Source organism: Pseudomonas sp. B111 (genome assembly GCF_026428275.1).
In the GTDB taxonomy this organism is placed as follows: domain Bacteria; phylum Pseudomonadota; class Gammaproteobacteria; order Pseudomonadales; family Pseudomonadaceae; genus Pseudomonas; species Pseudomonas aeruginosa.
This window is the reverse complement of record NZ_CP097857.1, coordinates 3003117-3020490: the sequence shown is the minus strand read 5'-3', so window position 1 is coordinate 3020490 and position 17374 is coordinate 3003117. Positions and strand designations below refer to the sequence as shown.

The following is a 17374-nucleotide window of genomic DNA, read 5'->3' as shown; positions in this document are numbered from 1 at the left end:
TGAATGCAGATGAATAAAGCGCCCGTAGCTCAGCTGGATAGAGCATCCGCCTTCTAAGCGGATGGTCGCAGGTTCGAGTCCTGCCGGGTGCGCCATTCGGCGAATCGGCAAGAAGCAGGCGATGTTTTACCGCAAGTCGTAATATGGTGGGCGTAGCTCAGTTGGTAGAGCACAGGATTGTGGCTCCTGGTGTCGTGGGTTCGATTCCCATCGTCCACCCCATATTCCGAAGCGCCAGGCCCGAGGCCTGGCGTTTTCATTTCCAAGCAGTGTCCCGCGGACGTGGTGGAATTGGTAGACACACTGGATTTAGGTTCCAGCGCCGCAAGGCGTGAGAGTTCGAGTCTCTCCGTCCGCACCACCTTCAGGCTCGGCTTGTCCGGCCGCTGCGGTTGAAGCCGGAACGTCCGGCACGATTCACGATATGGTGGGCGTAGCTCAGTTGGTAGAGCACAGGATTGTGGCTCCTGGTGTCGTGGGTTCGATTCCCATCGTCCACCCCATATTTCGAAGCGCCAGGCCTTGTGCCTGGCGTTTTCGTTTGCGCTTCACGATCTCTTCTCCGCTTGTCTTTCCGGCACCCAGCCCGCCCTCATGGGGCGACGGCAGGTTGAACTTGTTCCAGCTCCGGCGCTCTTAAGCGAGCCCGTCGTTCCTGGCGGGTCCGTATATGCAGTCTGGGTGAAGCGACATGTCGATGAAATGGACCGAGCAGCGCTTGCGCAAGGCTCTCAAGCAGATGGCGAACAATCATGAATCGGCTGCGGTCGAGGTCATGCGCGCCGTCGAGCGGGCGAACGATCCGAAGCTGGCGCAGCGCCTGCTCGAGGTGATCGAGCAGATGCACCAGGATGCCGATGCGCTGCGCTCCATCGACGACGAAATCGCCAGCGGCGTGATCCGTTGCCAATGAGGCCGTAGACGCTCCGCAGTTCAGGACTTCCCGGCGGAAGCCGGCGCATCCGGCCGGTTCGCCAGTTTCGGGCGCAAGGTCGCGCCCTGGGCTGTGTTCCGGCGAACGGTATAAGGTTGGCGGCCGCGGAAGGCGAAGGCGGTGAACATGTTCGTATTCTCTCTCGGTGCGTTTCAGAAACGGTGTTTCACCTGGGCGCCCAGGCCGATGCTGTCATGCCACTCTTCGGCGACAGCGGCGGAGCAGAGGCTGGCGAGCGTGCCGGCGAGGCACAGGGAGGGGTTTCTCATGGGGACTCCTTCCGTTGCGGCCAGGGACGTGCCTTGGTGTCTTGCTGGGCGAAGCGGTAGCCGAGCGCGTTCAGACCGTCGAAGTCGCGACTGAAGGTGTCTCCCAGGCCCTGGCCGCTGCCGGCCAGGACGGCGTGTGCGCTGTCGATGGGTTGCAGGATGAACTCGCCGGAGCGGGTTCCTCCGGCTTGCCCGCGCACCAGCAGGAAGCCGTCTTCGATCCTGATGCTCAGGCCGTTCAGGTAGCTGTGCCGGCCCGTGCTGGCGACGCGGTAGGTGCCGACGGCTTCGGTCCAGGCCTGGGGCAGGGGTGTCGGCTCGATGCGCTCGCCGAGGTAGGCGGCCTGGCCGTGGCGGCGGGACACCAGGATTCGGCGTTGGCCGTAGCTGACCACGTCCAGTTGCAACTGTCCGGCGCTGTCCACGCCGACGGGCCAGAATCCCAGCAGTCTTTTTCTCATCTGCAGCCAGCCCGAGGTGTCGCGCAACAGTTCCACGCGTTGTTCGCCGAAATCTGCGTACAGGCGACCCCGGCGCTCGTACAGGCGAACCTGGCCTTGGCGGGTTGCGTAGCGACCGTATAGCTGTCGCCGGTCCTCCCGGCTCGGCACCTTCAGTGCGGGCGCGCGCGCGGGGGTGGGCTGTACGGCGGGGCGACGAGCGCCCTGCCTGACCTGCAGCATGAGCGACGCCGCTTGCCGGGCCAGGGAGGCGGTGAGCGAACCGCTGTCATCGGCGTTGCTCATGACAATGGCGGCGAGGCGCTGTTCCGGCAGCAGAACCAGGTGGGCGCTGAATCCTGGGGTGGCGCTGGCGTACTCATAGTGACGGATGCCCCCTTCCAGCGGCGCGGAGCCGCACGGGCTGAGGAACCAGGCCAGGCCCACCTGGCAGTCGAAGTCCAGGGCATTGCCGGCGTTCTGCTGGCGGAACATCTCCTCGACGGAGTGTTTCCTGAGAAGCTGGCGCTCCTTGTGGCGCCCGTTGGCGAACAGCATGCGGACGAAGCGGCTGAGGTCGACCGGGCTGCTCCACAGATCGTTGACCGGGAGGTCGCTGGCGGAGCCGGGGCGACCGCCGCCGCTGTAGCCGTGGGCGCGTTGCGCCTGGGGCAGGGCGTTCCTGGCGAAGCTGGAGCGGGTCATCTGCAAAGGCTCCAGCAGGTGCTCGCGCATGTGCTGCTCGAAGTGCTTTCCGGTGTTGCGCTCGATGGCCGCGCCGACCAGTTCGTAGCCAAGGTTGGAATGGGCGACCTGGGTTCCCGGCGGATTGCTCAGCCAGACACCGGATACTTTCGCCGGCAGTTGGCCGAGTGAGTTCGGGCGTTCGCCGAACAGGGGCGGCAGGTGTTCGCCAGGAAGGCCGGACTGATGGCTGAGCAGCCGGCGGAAAGTGATCGCGCGATCCGCCTCGCTCTGGTCGGCATGGAAGCGTGAGCGTACGTAGAACTCGCGCAAGGTGTCCTGGAGCGGAGCGTCGAGAGAGAGTTGGCCGCGTTCGGCCAGTTGCAGGGTCGCGCTGGCGATCAGTAGCTTGGACAGGTCGCCGGCGTGGAATGCGGTGTGCTCGCTGGCGTTGATCCTGTGCTGTCGGTCGGCATAGCCGAAACCGCGGGCCCAGACCAGTTGCTGGTCGTCGACCAATGCCAGGGCCAGGCCGGGCACGTCCTGCCTTTCCATTTCCCGGCGGATGTGGCGTTGCAGATAGTCGATGACCTCGCCGTAGTTGCCCACGGCGGCGCTCGGCGCTGGCGGGGCGGGTGGCAGGCCGTGGCAGCCGCTGGTGCCGAGCAGGCAGCCGAGAAGGGGAAGGTGCATGGCGCGAAACATGGAATACCTGGCGGAAAGGCGAGGTGTCCCATGCTAGGGCGGGCCTGGCTGGCAATCCTTACGGCTTTGTCAGCAATCTGTGAAAGATTGTTAAGCCTCCGCTGTCAACGGGGTCGCTCCCAGGTCAGGCGGAAGGAGGCGCCTCCCTGCGGCGTTTCCAGCGCTTCCGCATAGCCGCCATGCCATTGCGCGACCCGGCGGACGATCGCCAGGCCCAGGCCGAAGCCGCCGGTGCTGCGGTCGCGGCTGTCGTCCAGGCGCGAAAAGGGTTCGAAGATCTTCTGCCGGGCGTCCGCCGGTATCCCGGGGCCGTCGTCGTTGACCCGTATCTGACAGCTGTCGCCTTGATCGAGGAGGGCGATTTCGACGCGCGAGTGTGCGTGGCGGATGGCGTTGCGCAGCAGGTTGATCACGGCGCGCGCCATGAAGCGAGGCTCGATGCGGATCTGTTCGACCTGGCAGGCGCTGATCTCGCAGGTGACTCCGGCGGCTTCGGCTTCCAGGGCGACGTCGGCGACGACGCTATCCAGCCAGCTCGCGGCGTCGACGATTTCCCGGTGGCTCCCGACGTTGCCGTGCTCCAGGCGGGCGTAGGTCAGCAGTTCGGAGACCATTTCCTCCAGTTCGCCGAGGTCGGCGCGCATGTCCTCTATCAGGTCGTGGTGTACTTCGGCGTCGACCTGCTTGTTCAATTGCTCGAGTTCGAAGGACAGGCGGGAGATCGGCGTGCGCAATTCGTGGGATACCGCGTTGGTCAGTTCGCGCTGGTTGCTGATCAGGCTTTCGATGCGGTCGGCCATCTGGTTGAAGTGCTGGGCCAGGGTGCGGATATCGGAGCGTCGGAAAATGCGCGTGCGCGATGACAGGTCGCCATCGCCGAAGCGTTGCGCGGCCAGGCGCAGGGTCTCGAGGTCGCGCCAGTGCGGGCGGACCCATACCAGCAGGGCGATGCCGACCAGCACGCCGAGCAGGATGTAGGCCAGCACGGTGAACAGTGGGGTCAGCGAGGGTTCCGGCGGCAGCTTGATGTCGAGCAGCTGCGGACCCGCGTCGATGCGGCTGATGAATTCCGTAAAGTCCTCGCGTACCACCAGCAGGTTCTTGTCGAGGAGGGCCTGCTCTTCCTGCGTCAGCTTCGCCTGCCTGGCATCCGTCAGGCTCAGCTCGAGCCCGTAGTGGGGACGCCAGTCTTCGAGCTGTCGCTGGCGTCCGGCCTGGTCCAGCGGGGCCAGCTTTTCCACCAGCGAATAGGCCTGGCCGCGAACGGCGTCGCGGTGATAGTTCTCGACGATGCTGTCGTAGAACGCGTCGATGACATGGTCGACCACGAAGATCGCGGCAGCGAACCCCAGGGCCAGCAGCAGGTAGAGGCGCAGGAACAGGCGCAGCATTCAGAGTTCCCAGCCCAGCGGGTTGAACAGGTAGCCCTTGCCCCAGACGGTCTTGATCCGGACCGGCTCGCGCGGATTGTCCTTCAGTTTATTGCGCAGCTTGCTGATGCAGACGTCGACGCTGCGGTTCAGGCCGTCGAAGCCGATGCCGCGGATCTGGTTGAGGATCTCGTCGCGGGAAAGTATTTCCCCTGCCTGGTTGGCCAGCAGCCAGAGCAGCTCGAACTCCATCGTGGTCAGTTCTATGCCGCGGCCTTCGAGTTCCGCTTCGCGCCGCCGTCGGTCGATGTTCAGCTTGCCGAATGTCAGGCTTTCCGGGGAGGCGGGAAGGGGCGCGTGCCGGCGCATCAGGGCGCGCAGGCGGGCGAGCAGCACCGGTGGCTCGATCGGCTTGATCACGTAGTCGTCGGCGCCGGACTCCAGGCCGAGGATGTGATCAAGATCGTCCTCCTGGGCGGTGAGTATGAGGATCGGCAGGTTCGCGACCCGGCGGATCTCCCGGCACACCTGCAGACCATTCTGTCCGGGGAGCATGAGGTCGAGAACCACCACTTGCGGCTTGAAGTCGAGGAAAGCGGCGAACGCGGCATCACCGCGATGCACCTGGCGCACTTCGAAACCATGCTGGGAAAGGAAGCTGGCAATCAGGCGGGCGAGCTTCTGGTCGTCTTCGACGAGCAATACCTTGCTGAGGGTAGGGCAGTCCATAGGGTTTCATCGGTCGGAGCGGAATCGGCTGGCATTATATGCACCCGCTTCCGGCGAAGCTCCAGCGACTCGTTCGAGACCGGGCTGCGATCGGCGGAAGCGGCCGGAAACACCCCGGGGATCCGCCTGCGCCCTGGCGGGGTGACTTCTGCTTTTCCCTCTACTAGAATGCATGCCCTTGATTCTGGGAGCCGGAAGGACCGGCTTACGTCTGTGCAACGAGGAATATCCATGCAAGTTTCTGTTGAAAGCACTTCCGCTCTTGAGCGCCGCATGACCGTTGGTGTGCCTGCCGAGCGTATCGAGACCGAAGTCAACAAGCGTCTGCAGCAGACCGCCCGTCGTGCCAAGATTCCAGGTTTCCGCCCCGGCAAGGTGCCGATGAGTGTCATTCGTCAGCGCTACGAAGCTTCCGCGCGCCAGGAAGCCATGGGCGATCTGATCCAGGAAACCTTCTACGAAGCCGTGGTCGAGCAGAAGCTGAATCCGGCCGGTTCGCCGTCGGTAGAGCCCAAGTCCTTCGAGAAAGGCAAGGACCTGGAATACATCGCAACCTTCGAAGTCTTCCCGGAATTTACCGTTTCCGGCCTGGAAGACATCAAGGTCGAGCGCCTGCAGGCCGAAGTTTCCGATGCTGATGTCGACAACATGCTCGATGTCCTGCGCAAGCAGAACACCCGTTTCGAAGTGGTCGAGCGTGCCGCCCAGAACGATGACCAATTGAACATCGACTTCGTCGGCAAGATCGACGGCGAAGCCTTCGCCGGCGGTTCCGCCAAGGGCACCCTGCTGGTGCTGGGCTCTGGTCGCATGATCGCCGGCTTCGAAGAAGGGCTGGTGGGGGCGAAGGCCGGTGAAGAGCGCGTGCTCAACCTGACCTTCCCCGAGGACTACCAGAACCTGGACCTGGCCAACAAGGCTGCCGAGTTCACCGTTACCGTCAATAGCGTAGCCGAGCCCAAGCTGCCGGAACTGAACGAAGAGTTCTTCGCTCTGTTCGGCGTGAAGGAAACCGGTCTCGATGGCTTCCGCGCCGAAGTGCAGAAGAACATGGAGCGCGAGCTGCGCCAGGCGATCAAGTCCAAGGTCAAGAACCAGGTCATGGAAGGTCTGCTGCAGGCCAACCCGATCGAAGTGCCCAAGGCCCTGATCGGCAACGAAGTGAACCGTCTGCGCGTGCAGGCCGTCCAGCAGTTCGGTGGCAACATCAAGCCTGACCAACTGCCGGCCGAGCTGTTCGAAGAGCAGGCCAAGCGCCGTGTGGTGCTGGGCCTGATCGTCGCCGAAGTGGTCAAGCAGCACGAGCTGAAGGCCGACGAAGGTCGCGTTCGCGAAATGATCGAGGAAATGGCCTCGGCCTACCAGGAGCCCGAGCAGGTCGTCGCCTGGTACTTCAAGAACGAGCCCCAGCTGAACGAAGTCCGTTCTGTTGTACTGGAAGAACAAGTCGTAGATACTGTCCTGCAAAAGGCCACTGTGACTGATAAGCAGGTATCCTACGAAGAAGCGGTCAAGCCGGCCGAAGCTCCGCAAGCGGCCTGATTCGTTCCTCTCGTTCGAATCCCACAAGCCAGCCTTAGTGCTGGCTTGTGCGTCTTTGAGGCTTCACTATCTGTTAGGGAGTGATCGCAAGACATGTCTCGCAACTCTTTTATTCCGCACGTTCCCGATATCCAGGCCGCCGGTGGCCTGGTGCCCATGGTGGTGGAGCAGTCCGCCCGCGGCGAGCGCGCCTACGACATCTATTCGCGCCTGCTGAAGGAGCGGATCATCTTCCTGGTCGGCCAGGTCGAGGACTACATGGCCAACCTGGTGGTTGCCCAGTTGCTGTTCCTGGAGGCTGAAAATCCCGAGAAGGACATTCATCTCTACATCAACTCGCCGGGTGGCTCGGTGACTGCCGGGATGTCCATCTACGACACCATGCAGTTCATCAAGCCCAACGTCTCGACCACCTGTATCGGTCAGGCGTGCAGCATGGGTGCCCTGCTGCTTGCGGGCGGTGCCGCCGGCAAGCGCTACTGCCTGCCGCATTCGCGGATGATGATCCACCAGCCGCTGGGCGGTTTCCAGGGCCAGGCCTCGGATATCGAGATCCATGCCAAGGAAATCCTCTTCATCAAGGAGCGTCTGAACCAGATCCTGGCGCACCACACCGGCCAGCCCCTGGACGTCATTGCCCGCGATACCGACCGTGACCGCTTCATGAGCGGTGACGAAGCCGTCAAGTATGGCCTGATCGACAAGGTCATGACCCAGCGCGACCTGGCCGTCTAAGGCTCCGCAATACTGGCGGTCGAGACATTCGGCCGCCTCGTGGGCTTGAAAATGCCCACAATTGCCTTCATCTTGTGTTTGAAGCTACCCATTGGATCGATCGAATGACTGATACCCGCAACGGCGAGGACAACGGCAAGCTGCTGTATTGCTCCTTCTGCGGCAAGAGCCAGCACGAAGTGCGCAAGTTGATTGCCGGCCCCTCGGTCTTTATCTGCGACGAGTGTGTCGACCTGTGCAATGACATCATCCGCGAGGAGGTGCAGGAAGCGCAGGCGGAAAGTAGTGGGCACAAACTTCCGGCGCCGAAAGAGATCCGCACCATCCTCGATCAGTACGTGATCGGGCAGGAGCGGGCCAAGAAGGTTCTGGCGGTAGCGGTATACAACCACTACAAGCGCCTCAACCAGCGTGACAAGAAGGACGATATCGAGCTCGGCAAGAGCAACATTCTGATGATCGGCCCAACCGGCTCGGGCAAGACCCTGCTGGCCGAGACCCTCGCACGTCTGCTGAACGTGCCGTTCACCATCGCCGATGCGACCACGCTGACGGAAGCGGGCTACGTGGGCGAGGATGTCGAGAACATCATCCAGAAACTCTTGCAGAAGTGCGATTACGATGTGGAGAAGGCCCAGATGGGCATCGTCTACATCGACGAGATCGACAAGATTTCCCGGAAATCGGACAACCCCTCCATCACTCGCGACGTCTCCGGCGAGGGTGTGCAGCAGGCCCTGCTGAAGCTCATCGAGGGCACCGTTGCCTCGGTACCGCCGCAGGGCGGTCGCAAGCATCCGCAGCAGGAGTTCCTGCAGGTCGATACGCGCAACATCCTGTTCATCTGCGGCGGCGCTTTCGCCGGTCTGGAGCGGGTCATCCAGAACCGTTCCGCGCGCGGCGGCATCGGTTTCAATGCCGAAGTGCGCAGTCAGGAGATGGGCAAGAAGGTCGGCGAGGCGTTCAAGGAAGTCGAGCCGGAAGATCTCGTCAAGTTCGGTCTTATTCCCGAGTTTGTAGGGCGTTTGCCGGTGATCGCGACTCTTGATGAGCTCGACGAGGCTGCGCTCATGCAGATCCTGACCGAGCCGAAGAACGCTCTCACCAAGCAGTACGCCAAGCTGTTCGAGATGGAAGGCGTCGACCTCGAATTCCGTCCGGACGCACTCAAGGCGGTTGCCCGCAAGGCGCTCGAACGCAAGACCGGTGCACGTGGCTTGCGTTCAATTCTCGAAGGTATCCTTCTCGATACCATGTACGAGATTCCCTCCCAGCAGGATGTCAGCAAGGTGGTCATCGATGAGAGTGTCATCGATGGCTCGTCGCAACCCCTGATGATCTACGAGAACAGCGAAAAGCCAGCCAAGGCTGCGCCTGAGGCATGAAAGAGCAGGGGCCTTCGGGCCCCTTTTCTTTTCCGACTGGCACGCTTGTTTTTTCCCGGGCCTAACCCCATCTTAGGCTGAAAGGTCTTCCTATCTGTTTCGTGGCCAAGTGCCGCTGTAGAGCCGACATTATGAAAACACTCGTCGAATTGCCCTTGCTGCCGCTACGTGACGTGGTGGTGTACCCGCACATGGTCATCCCGTTGTTCGTCGGTCGGGAAAAGTCCATCGAGGCCCTGGAGGCAGCGATGACCGGCGACAAGCAAATCCTCCTGCTGGCGCAGAAAAACCCCGCGGACGACGATCCGGGCGAAGATGGCCTGTACCGCATGGGTACGGTCGCTACCGTGCTGCAGTTGCTCAAGCTGCCGGATGGCACCGTCAAGGTGCTGGTCGAAGGCGAGCAGCGCGGCCAGGTCGAGCGCTTCATCGAGGAGGAAGGGCACATTCGTGCCGCGGTCCAGGCCATCGATGACGCCAATGTCGGCGAGCGCGAGGCCGAGGTCTTCACTCGCAGCCTGCTGAGCCAGTTCGAGCAATACGTCCAGTTGGGCAAGAAAGTCCCCGCCGAGGTGCTTTCTTCGCTGAACAGCATCGACGAGCCGAGCAGGCTGGTCGATACCATGGCCGCGCACATGGCGCTGAAGATCGAGCAGAAGCAGGACATCCTGGAGATCACCGACCTGTCGTCGCGGGTCGAGCATGTCCTGGCGCTGCTGGATGCCGAGATCGACCTGCTGCAGGTGGAAAAGCGTATCCGCGGCCGGGTCAAGAAGCAGATGGAGCGCAGCCAGCGCGAGTACTACCTGAATGAGCAGATGAAGGCCATTCAGAAGGAACTCGGCGATATCGACGAAGGGCACAACGAAGTCGAGGAGCTGAAGAAGCGCATCGACGCCGCCGGCCTGACCAAGGAGGCGCACACCAAGGCCACTGCCGAGCTGAACAAGCTCAAGCAGATGTCGCCGATGTCGGCGGAAGCCACCGTGGTGCGTTCCTACATAGACTGGCTGCTGAACGTGCCGTGGAAGGCCGAGAGCAAGGTGCGCCATGATCTCGCCAAGGCGGAAGACATCCTCGATGCCGACCATTACGGCCTGGAAGAGGTCAAGGAGCGCATTCTCGAGTATCTCGCCGTGCAAAAGCGGGTGAAGAAGCTCAAGGGCCCGGTCCTTTGCCTGGTGGGGCCGCCCGGCGTGGGCAAGACCTCCCTGGCCGAATCCATCGCTCGCGCCACCAATCGCAAGTTCGTGCGCATGGCGCTCGGCGGCGTGCGTGACGAGGCCGAGATCCGCGGTCACCGTCGTACCTATATCGGCTCCATGCCGGGCCGCCTGATCCAGAAGATGACCAAGGTCGGCGTGCGCAACCCGCTGTTCCTCCTCGACGAAATCGACAAGATGGGCAGCGACATGCGCGGGGATCCCGCCTCGGCGCTGCTCGAGGTGCTCGACCCGGAGCAGAACCACAACTTCAACGATCACTACCTGGAAGTCGACTACGACCTGTCCGACGTGATGTTCCTCTGCACCGCGAACTCGATGAACATCCCGGCGCCCCTGCTGGATCGGATGGAAGTCATCCGCCTGCCGGGCTACACCGAGGACGAGAAGGTCAACATCGCCTCCAAGTACCTGATTCCGAAGCAGGTCCAGGCCAACGGCCTGAAGAAGGGCGAGCTGACCTTCGAGGAAGGCGCCCTGCGCGACATCATTCGCTACTACACCCGCGAAGCCGGGGTGCGCAGCCTCGAGCGGCAGATCGCCAAGGTCTGCCGCAAGGCGGTGAAGGAGCATGCCAAGCTCAAGCGTATCCAGGCGGTGGTGTCCAGCGAGACGCTGGAGAACTACCTCGGCGTGCGCAAGTTCCGTTATGGCCTCGCCGAACAGCAGGACCAGATCGGCCAGGTGACCGGGCTGGCCTGGACCCAGGTCGGCGGCGAGCTGCTTACCATCGAGGCGGCCGTGGTACCGGGCAAGGGCCAGTTGACCAAGACCGGATCGCTGGGTGACGTGATGGCGGAATCGATCACCGCGGCGTTGACCGTGGTGCGCAGCCGCGCCCAGAGCCTAGGAATCGCGGCGGACTTCCACGAGAAGCGTGACATCCATATCCACGTTCCGGAAGGCGCTACGCCGAAGGATGGCCCGAGCGCAGGCATCGGCATGTGCACGGCGCTGGTTTCGGCGATCACGCAGATCCCGGTGCGCGCCGACGTGGCAATGACCGGGGAGATCACCCTGCGTGGGCAGGTGCTGGCGATCGGTGGGCTGAAAGAAAAACTTTTGGCGGCGCACCGCGGCGGGATCAAGACGGTGATCATTCCCGAGGAAAATGTTCGCGACCTGAAGGAAATTCCGGACAATATTAAGAGTGATCTGGTTATTAAACCGGTTAAATGGATTGACGAAGTCCTGCAAATTGCGCTGCAATACGCCCCGGAGCCCTTGCCCGATGCGGCTCCGGAGATGGTTGCAAAGGATGAAAAACGCGAGCCTGATTCCAAGGAGCGAATTAGCACGCATTAGTCGGTAGGTATTCTTGACACTGTTTTTGGGCCCTTGTTATAAAGCGGCACTTGCTGAGTCAGTTGGCCTACCAGCGCAGAATTTCCTTACACCTAACACATAGAAACATACTCAACAGAAATAAGGGGACTTAGAGTGAACAAGTCGGAACTGATCGATGCAATTGCCGCATCTGCTGATATCCCGAAAGCTGTTGCCGGTCGCGCACTGGACGCAGTGATCGAGTCCGTCACTGGCGCCCTGAAGGCTGGTGACTCCGTCGTGCTGGTTGGTTTCGGCACCTTCGCTGTCAAAGAGCGCGCTGCTCGCACCGGTCGCAACCCGCAAACTGGCAAGCCGATCAAGATCGCCGCTGCCAAGATCCCGGGCTTCAAAGCCGGTAAAGCCCTGAAGGATGCTGTCAACTAAGCGTCTTTTGGGACTCGTTCTACCCAGGTCGGCCAAGGCTGGCCTGGCTGCGGAGCGGTAGTTCAGTCGGTTAGAATACCGGCCTGTCACGCCGGGGGTCGCGGGTTCGAGTCCCGTCCGCTCCGCCAGTTACGAGAAGGCGCATCCTCGGATGCGCCTTTCTTATATCCGCATCTCTTACCCACGCCGCGCCGCCCAAGACGGCTGGTCGTGGCAGTTTTTGGGGGCTGCATGCTGCAGAACATCAGGGATAATTCCCAGGGCTGGATCGCCAAGACCATCATTGGCGTGATCATCGTTCTCCTGTCGCTGACCGGCTTCGACGCGATCATCCGGGCCACCGACCACTCCAACGTGGCCGCCAAGGTCAACGGCGACGATATCAGTCTCAATGAAGTCCAACAGGCCGTGGACATGCAGCGTCGCCAGCTGCTGCAACGCCTGGGCAAGGATTTCGATCCGTCCATGCTGGATGACAAGCTGCTCAAGGAAGCGGCCCTGAAGGGGCTGATCGAGCGTACCCTGCTGCTCCAGGCCGCCAAGGACGACAAGTTTGCCTTCTCCGACCAGGCGCTGGACCAGTTGATCCTGCAAACTCCCGAGTTCCAGGTCGACGGCAAGTTCAACGCGGATCGCTTCGACCAGGTCATCCGCCAGATGAACTACAGCCGCATGCAGTTCCGCCAGATGCTCGGCCAGGAAATGCTCATCGGCCAGCTTCGCGCCGGCCTGGCGGGCACCGGTTTCGTCACCGACAACGAATTGCAGTCCTTCGCTCGCCTCGAGAAGCAGACCCGCGACTTCGCCACCCTGGCGATCAAGGCCGACGCGTCCAAGAGCAGCGTGAGCGAGGACGAGGTGAAGGCCTTCTACGAAGGCCACAAGAGCGAGTTCATGACTCCCGAGCAGGTGGTCGTCGAATACGTGGAACTGAAGAAGTCCTCCTTCTTCGACCAGGTCAAGGTGAAGCAGGAAGACCTCGAGGCGTTGTACCAGAAGGAAATCGCCAACCTCTCCGAGCAGCGCGATGCCGCCCACATCCTGATCGAGGTGAACGACAAGGTCGGCGACGAGCAGGCCAAGGCGAAGATCGACGAGATCAAAGCTCGCCTGGCCAAGGGCGAGGATTTCGCCGCGCTGGCCAAGGAGTTCTCCCAGGATATCGGCTCGGCCGCCACCGGCGGCGACCTGGGCTACGCCGGTCGCGGCGTGTACGACCCCGCGTTCGAGGAGGCGCTGTATGCGCTGAAGCAAGGTGAGGTATCCGCCCCGGTGAAGACTCCGTACGGCTACCACCTGATCAAGCTGCTGGGCGTGCAGGCACCGGAAGTGCCGAGCCTGGAAAGCCTCAAGCCGAAGCTCGAGGACGAACTGAAGAAGCAGATGGTCGAGCAGCGTTTCGTCGAGGCTACTAAGGATCTGGAAAGCTCCGCCTACGAAGCCGCCGACCTGAGCCAGCCGGCGCAGGAAATGGGCCTGAAGGTCCAGACCAGCCAGCCGTTCGGACGTTCGGGGGGCGACGGCATCGCTGCCAACCGCCAGATCGTGCAGACCGCGTTCAGCCCCGAGGTGCTGGAAGAAGCGGCCAACAGTGGCGCCATCGAGCTGGATCCGGACACCGTGGTGGTGCTGCGGGTCAAGGAACACAACAAGCCGAAGGAGCAACCGCTGGAGCAGGTCGCGGCGAACATCCGCGAGCGCCTGGCCGCCGAAAAGGCCGCCGAGGAGGCGCAGAAGCGTGGCGAGGCCCTGATTGCAGAGCTGCGTGAAGGCCGTACCTCTTCCGCAGCGGGTGAGTCGTGGAAAGTGGTCGAGGCGGCCTCCCGCGGCCAGGAAGGCGTCGATCCGAAACTGCTCCAGGCGGTGTTCCGCATGCAGCGTCCGGAGGCCAAGGACAAGCCTTCGCTCTCTGGCGTGACCCTGGCCAATGGCGATTACGTGGTGATCCGCCTGAATGGCGTCAGCGAGCCGGAGGAGGCTATCTCCGACGACGAGAAGGCCATGTACCGCCGCTTCCTGGCTTCGCGCAGCGGACAGGCAGACTTCGCCGCCTTCCGCCGTCAGTTGCAGGACAAGGCGGAAGTCGAGAAATACTGAGACCGAGATGCAGAGAAAAGGCCGCTTACGCGGCCTTTTCTTTATTCCGCCCATGAAAAAGGCCGCTCGAAGCGGCCATTTTTCATGGGCGGGGTGATCAGTCGTCGTCCAGCGGGCCCATGGCGGTAGTGTTGAAGCCGCCATCGACGTAGAGGATCTCGCCACTGATACCGCTGGCCAGGTCCGAACAGAGGAAGGCGCCGGCATTGCCGACTTCCTCGATGGTGACGTTGCGCCGCAGCGGCGTCTGCCGCTCGTTGGCGGCCAGCATCTTGCGGAAGCTCTTGATTCCGGAGGCGGCGAGCGTTCGGATCGGCCCGGCGGAAACCGCATTGACCCGGGTGCCTTCCGCGCCCAGGCTGCCGGCCAGGTAGCGGACCCCGGCCTCCAGGCTGGCCTTGGCCATGCCCATTACGTTGTAGTTCGGCATGGTCCGTTCGGCGCCCAGGTAGGAGAGGGTCAGCAGGCTGCCGTTGCGGCCCTTCATCATTTCCCGTCCGGCCTTGGCCAGGGCGATGAAGCTGTAGGCGCTGATGTCGTGGGCGATGCGGAAGCCCTCGCGGGTGGTCACCGCGGTGAAGTCGCCGTCGAGCTGATCGCCTGGAGCGAATCCGACGGAGTGGACGATGATGTCCAGGCCGTCCCAGTGCTTGCCCAGGGCGGCGAACACCGCTTCGATCTGGCTGTCGTCGGCCACGTCACAGGGGAAGCACAGCTCCGGCCGCGAGCCCCAGCCACTGGCGAACTCCTCCACCCGGCCCCTGAGCTTGTCGTTCTGGTAGGTGAAGGCCAGTTCGGCGCCTTCCCGGTGCATGGCGGCGGCGATGCCGGAAGCGATGGAGAGCTTGCTGGCGACTCCGACGATCAGGGCGCGTTTTCCTGTGAGAAATCCCATGGTCCGTTCCTTGTCTGCTACTCAGTTTTCCGCGCTTGCCGGGGCCATGAAGGCGGCCTCCAGCAATTGCTGCGTATAGGGATGTTGCGGCGAGGCGAAAACCGCTTCGGCGCTGCCCTGTTCCACTACCTTGCCATGTCGAACCACCATCAACTGGTGGCTGAGCGCCTTGACTACCGCCAGGTCGTGGCTGATGAACAGGTAGGTGAGGTTGTACTTGCCCTGCAGTTGCCGCAGCAATTCCACGACCTGGCGCTGCACGGTGCGGTCGAGCGCCGAGGTCGGTTCGTCGAGCAGGATCAGTGCCGGTTTCAGCACCAGTGCCCGGGCGATGGCGATGCGCTGGCGCTGGCCGCCGGAGAATTCGTGGGGGTAACGGTAGCGGGTCTGCGGATCGAGCCCGACCTCCACCAGCGCGTCGATGATCGCCTGCTCCTGTTCGGCCTCGCTGCCGATCCTATGGATGCGCAGGCCTTCGCCGACGATCTCGCCGACACACATGCGTGGGCTGAGGCTGCCATACGGGTCCTGGAACACCACCTGCATCTCGCGGCGCAGCGGGCGCACGTCATGTTGCGCGAGACCGTCCAGCCGGGTGCCTTCGAAGCGGATGCCGCCCTGGCTTTCCAGCAGCCGCAGGATTGCCAGGCCAAGGGTCGACTTGCCCGAGCCGCTTTCGCCAACGATGCCCAGCGTCTGCCCGCGGGGTAGTTCGAAATTGACCCCGTCGACCGCCTTGACGTGGTCCACGGTGCGGCGGAACACGCCTTTGCGGATCGGGAACCAGACCCGCAGGTCGTCCACCGCCAACAGGGTTTCACCGGGCGGGTTGCTTGCCGGCGCACCGCTGGGCTCGGCGTTGAGCAGCTCGCGGGTATAGGGGTGTCGCGGGGCTGCGAAGAGTTCCTGGCAGGAAGCCTGCTCGACGATCCGCCCTTGTTGCATGACGCAGACGCGGTGGGCGATGCGCCGGACCAGGTTGAGGTCGTGGGTGATCAGCAGCAGGGACATGCCCAGGCGTGCCTGCAGGTCCTTGAGCAGATCGAGGATCTTCAACTGGACGGTGACGTCGAGCGCGGTGGTCGGTTCGTCGGCGATCAGCAGTTGCGGCTCGCAGGCCAGGGCCATGGCGATCATCACCCGCTGCCGCTGGCCGCCGGAGAGTTCGTGTGGATAGGCTTTCAGGCGCTTGGCTGGCTCGGGGATGCCGACCAGCTCGAGCAGTTCGAGAATTCTCGCGCTGGCCTTGGCGCCACCCAGGCCCTTGTGCAGGGCGAGGACCTCGGCGAGCTGCTTCTCGATGGTATGCAGCGGATTGAGCGAGGTCATGGGTTCCTGGAAGACCATGGCGATGCGGTTGCCGCGGATCCCGCGCAGGCGCCGTTCCGGGAGCTTGAGCAGATCCTCGCCCTGGTAGTGGATGCTGCCTGCTGGGTGGCTGGCGACGGAGTAGGGCAGCAGGCGCAGGATCGAGTGGGCGGTCACCGACTTGCCCGAGCCGCTTTCGCCGACCAGGGCCAGGGTCTCGCCCTGGCGGATGTCGAAGCTGACGCCTTCGACCACCCGCTGGCGTTGCTCGCCGGAGAGGAATTCGACGGCGAGGTCGCGGATTTCCAGAATGTTCTCGCTCATCTCATTTCCTCGGGTCGAAAGCGTCGCGGGCGGCTTCGCCGATGAACACCAGCAGGCTCAGCATGACCGCCAGCACCACGAAGGCGGAAATGCCCAGCCAGGGTGCCTGGAGGTTGGACTTGCCCTGGGCGACCAACTCGCCTAGCGACGGCGCGCCGGGCGGCAGGCCGAAGCCGAGGAAGTCCAGGGAGGTGAGGGTGCCGATGGCGCCGGTGAGGATGAACGGCATGAAGGTCAGGGTCGAGATCATCGCGTTCGGCAGGATGTGACGGAACATGATGGCGCTGTTGCGCATGCCGAGGGCCCGGGCGGCGCGGACGTATTCCAGGTTGCGCCCGCGGAGGAACTCGGCGCGGACCACGTCCACCAGGCTCATCCAGGAAAACAGCAGCATGATGCCCAGCAGCCACCAGAAGTTCGGCTGGACGAAGCTGGCCAGGATGATCAGCAGGTAGAGCACCGGCAGCCCCGACCAGACTTCCAGGAAACGCTGGCCGAGCAGGTCGACCCAGCCGCCGTAGTAGCCTTGCAGGGCGCCGACGGTGACGCCGATCAGAGAACTGAGCACGGTCAGGGTCAGGGCGAAGAGGATCGACACGCGGAAGCCGTAGATCACCCGGGCGAGCACGTCGCGGGCCTGGTCGTCGGTGCCCAGCCAGTTTTCCGCCGACGGCGGGGCGGGGGCGGGAACCTTCAGCTCGTAGTTGATGGTGTCGTAGCTGTAGGGGATCGGCGGCCAAAGCACCCAGCCGTCCTTCTCGGCGATCAGTTGGCTGATGTAGGGGCTCTTGTAGTTGGCTTCCAGGGGGAATTCGCCGCCGAAGGTGGTTTCCGGGTAGCGTTTGAAGACCGGGAAATACCAGCCGCCGTCGTAATGCACGACCAGCGGTTTGTCGTTGGCGATCAGTTCGGCGCCGAGGCTGCCGACGAACAGGATGAGGAACAGCCAGAGCGACCACCAGCCACGCTTGTTGCTCTTGAAGCGGGCCCAGCGGCGCTGGTTGATGGGAGACAGGCGCAT

13 protein-coding genes and 5 tRNA genes are annotated in these 17374 nt (G+C 63.0%); 12 read left to right on the top strand and 6 right to left on the bottom strand.

What is annotated here, in order from left to right; genetic code table 11:
* Positions 1–18 precede the first annotated feature (18 nt).
* From M6E97_RS13925 to M6E97_RS13905, 5 genes are all read left to right on the top strand, one after another.
* A tRNA-Arg gene (locus tag M6E97_RS13925) sits at positions 19–95 on the top strand.
* A gap of 51 nt (positions 96–146) precedes the next feature.
* A tRNA-His gene (locus M6E97_RS13920) sits at positions 147–222 on the top strand.
* A gap of 54 nt (positions 223–276) precedes the next feature.
* A tRNA-Leu gene (locus tag M6E97_RS13915) sits at positions 277–361 on the top strand.
* Between the two features lie 66 nt (positions 362–427).
* Positions 428–503 (top strand) — tRNA-His (locus tag M6E97_RS13910).
* A 188-nt stretch (positions 504–691) separates the two neighbouring features.
* Positions 692–913, top strand: a complete 222-nt coding sequence (locus M6E97_RS13905; protein WP_003087901.1) for a hypothetical protein — start codon at positions 692–694, stop codon at positions 911–913.
* A gap of 286 nt (positions 914–1199) precedes the next feature.
* Here M6E97_RS13905 and M6E97_RS13900 read toward each other — a convergent pair whose 3' ends face one another.
* The 3 genes from M6E97_RS13900 to parR all read right to left on the bottom strand — a co-directional run bounded on the left by M6E97_RS13900 (position 1200) and on the right by parR (position 5131).
* The gene (locus M6E97_RS13900) at positions 1200–3032 is read right to left on the bottom strand and encodes a serine hydrolase domain-containing protein (RefSeq protein WP_034005422.1); all 1833 of its coding nucleotides are present in this window, start codon (positions 3030–3032) and stop codon (positions 1200–1202) included.
* A 104-nt stretch (positions 3033–3136) separates the two neighbouring features.
* Positions 3137–4423 (bottom strand): sensor histidine kinase ParS, encoded by a 1287-nt coding sequence (gene parS / locus M6E97_RS13895; RefSeq protein WP_034005421.1) that lies wholly within the window; start codon positions 4421–4423, stop codon positions 3137–3139.
* A complete protein-coding gene (gene parR / locus M6E97_RS13890; RefSeq protein ID WP_003087915.1) occupies positions 4424–5131 on the bottom strand; it encodes a response regulator transcription factor ParR in 708 nt (235 codons plus the stop codon).
* Between the two features lie 231 nt (positions 5132–5362).
* Here parR and tig point away from each other — a divergent pair, with 231 nt between their 5' ends.
* The 7 genes from tig to M6E97_RS13855 all read left to right on the top strand — a co-directional run bounded on the left by tig (position 5363) and on the right by M6E97_RS13855 (position 13826).
* Positions 5363–6673, top strand: coding sequence for a trigger factor (gene tig, locus M6E97_RS13885; protein WP_003087920.1), 1311 nt, complete (start codon positions 5363–5365; stop codon positions 6671–6673).
* 93 nt (positions 6674–6766) lie between these two features.
* Entirely contained in the window at positions 6767–7408 is a 642-nt protein-coding gene (gene clpP, locus M6E97_RS13880; protein WP_003098129.1) for an ATP-dependent Clp endopeptidase proteolytic subunit ClpP, read from the top strand.
* A gap of 104 nt (positions 7409–7512) precedes the next feature.
* Positions 7513–8793 carry an ATP-dependent Clp protease ATP-binding subunit ClpX gene (clpX, locus tag M6E97_RS13875; RefSeq protein WP_003087924.1) on the top strand — a complete coding sequence of 427 codons (1281 nt, stop codon included), beginning with the start codon at positions 7513–7515 and terminating at the stop codon, positions 8791–8793.
* Between the two features lie 131 nt (positions 8794–8924).
* A complete protein-coding gene (gene lon / locus M6E97_RS13870; protein WP_003124759.1) occupies positions 8925–11321 on the top strand; it encodes an endopeptidase La in 2397 nt (798 codons plus the stop codon).
* 135 nt (positions 11322–11456) lie between these two features.
* On the top strand, positions 11457–11729 hold the full coding sequence (gene hupB, locus M6E97_RS13865) for a nucleoid-associated protein HU-beta (RefSeq protein WP_003087931.1): 273 nt from the start codon (positions 11457–11459) through the stop codon (positions 11727–11729).
* Positions 11730–11780: 51 nt separating this feature from the next.
* Positions 11781–11857 (top strand) — tRNA-Asp (locus tag M6E97_RS13860).
* A 103-nt stretch (positions 11858–11960) separates the two neighbouring features.
* Positions 11961–13826, top strand: coding sequence for a SurA N-terminal domain-containing protein (locus M6E97_RS13855; RefSeq protein WP_003087933.1), 1866 nt, complete (start codon positions 11961–11963; stop codon positions 13824–13826).
* Between the two features lie 97 nt (positions 13827–13923).
* Here M6E97_RS13855 and fabI read toward each other — a convergent pair whose 3' ends face one another.
* From fabI to M6E97_RS13840, 3 genes are read right to left on the bottom strand one after another with little or no spacing between them, the layout of a single operon-like run.
* Complete coding sequence (gene fabI / locus M6E97_RS13850) at positions 13924–14721, bottom strand: enoyl-ACP reductase FabI (RefSeq protein ID WP_003087936.1); 798 nt, start codon at positions 14719–14721, stop codon at positions 13924–13926.
* Between the two features lie 21 nt (positions 14722–14742).
* Positions 14743–16353 (bottom strand): ABC transporter ATP-binding protein, encoded by a 1611-nt coding sequence (locus tag M6E97_RS13845; RefSeq protein WP_003087940.1) that lies wholly within the window; start codon positions 16351–16353, stop codon positions 14743–14745.
* 1 nt (position 16354) lies between these two features.
* Positions 16355–17374, bottom strand: a complete 1020-nt coding sequence (locus tag M6E97_RS13840; protein WP_003087942.1) for an ABC transporter permease — start codon at positions 17372–17374, stop codon at positions 16355–16357.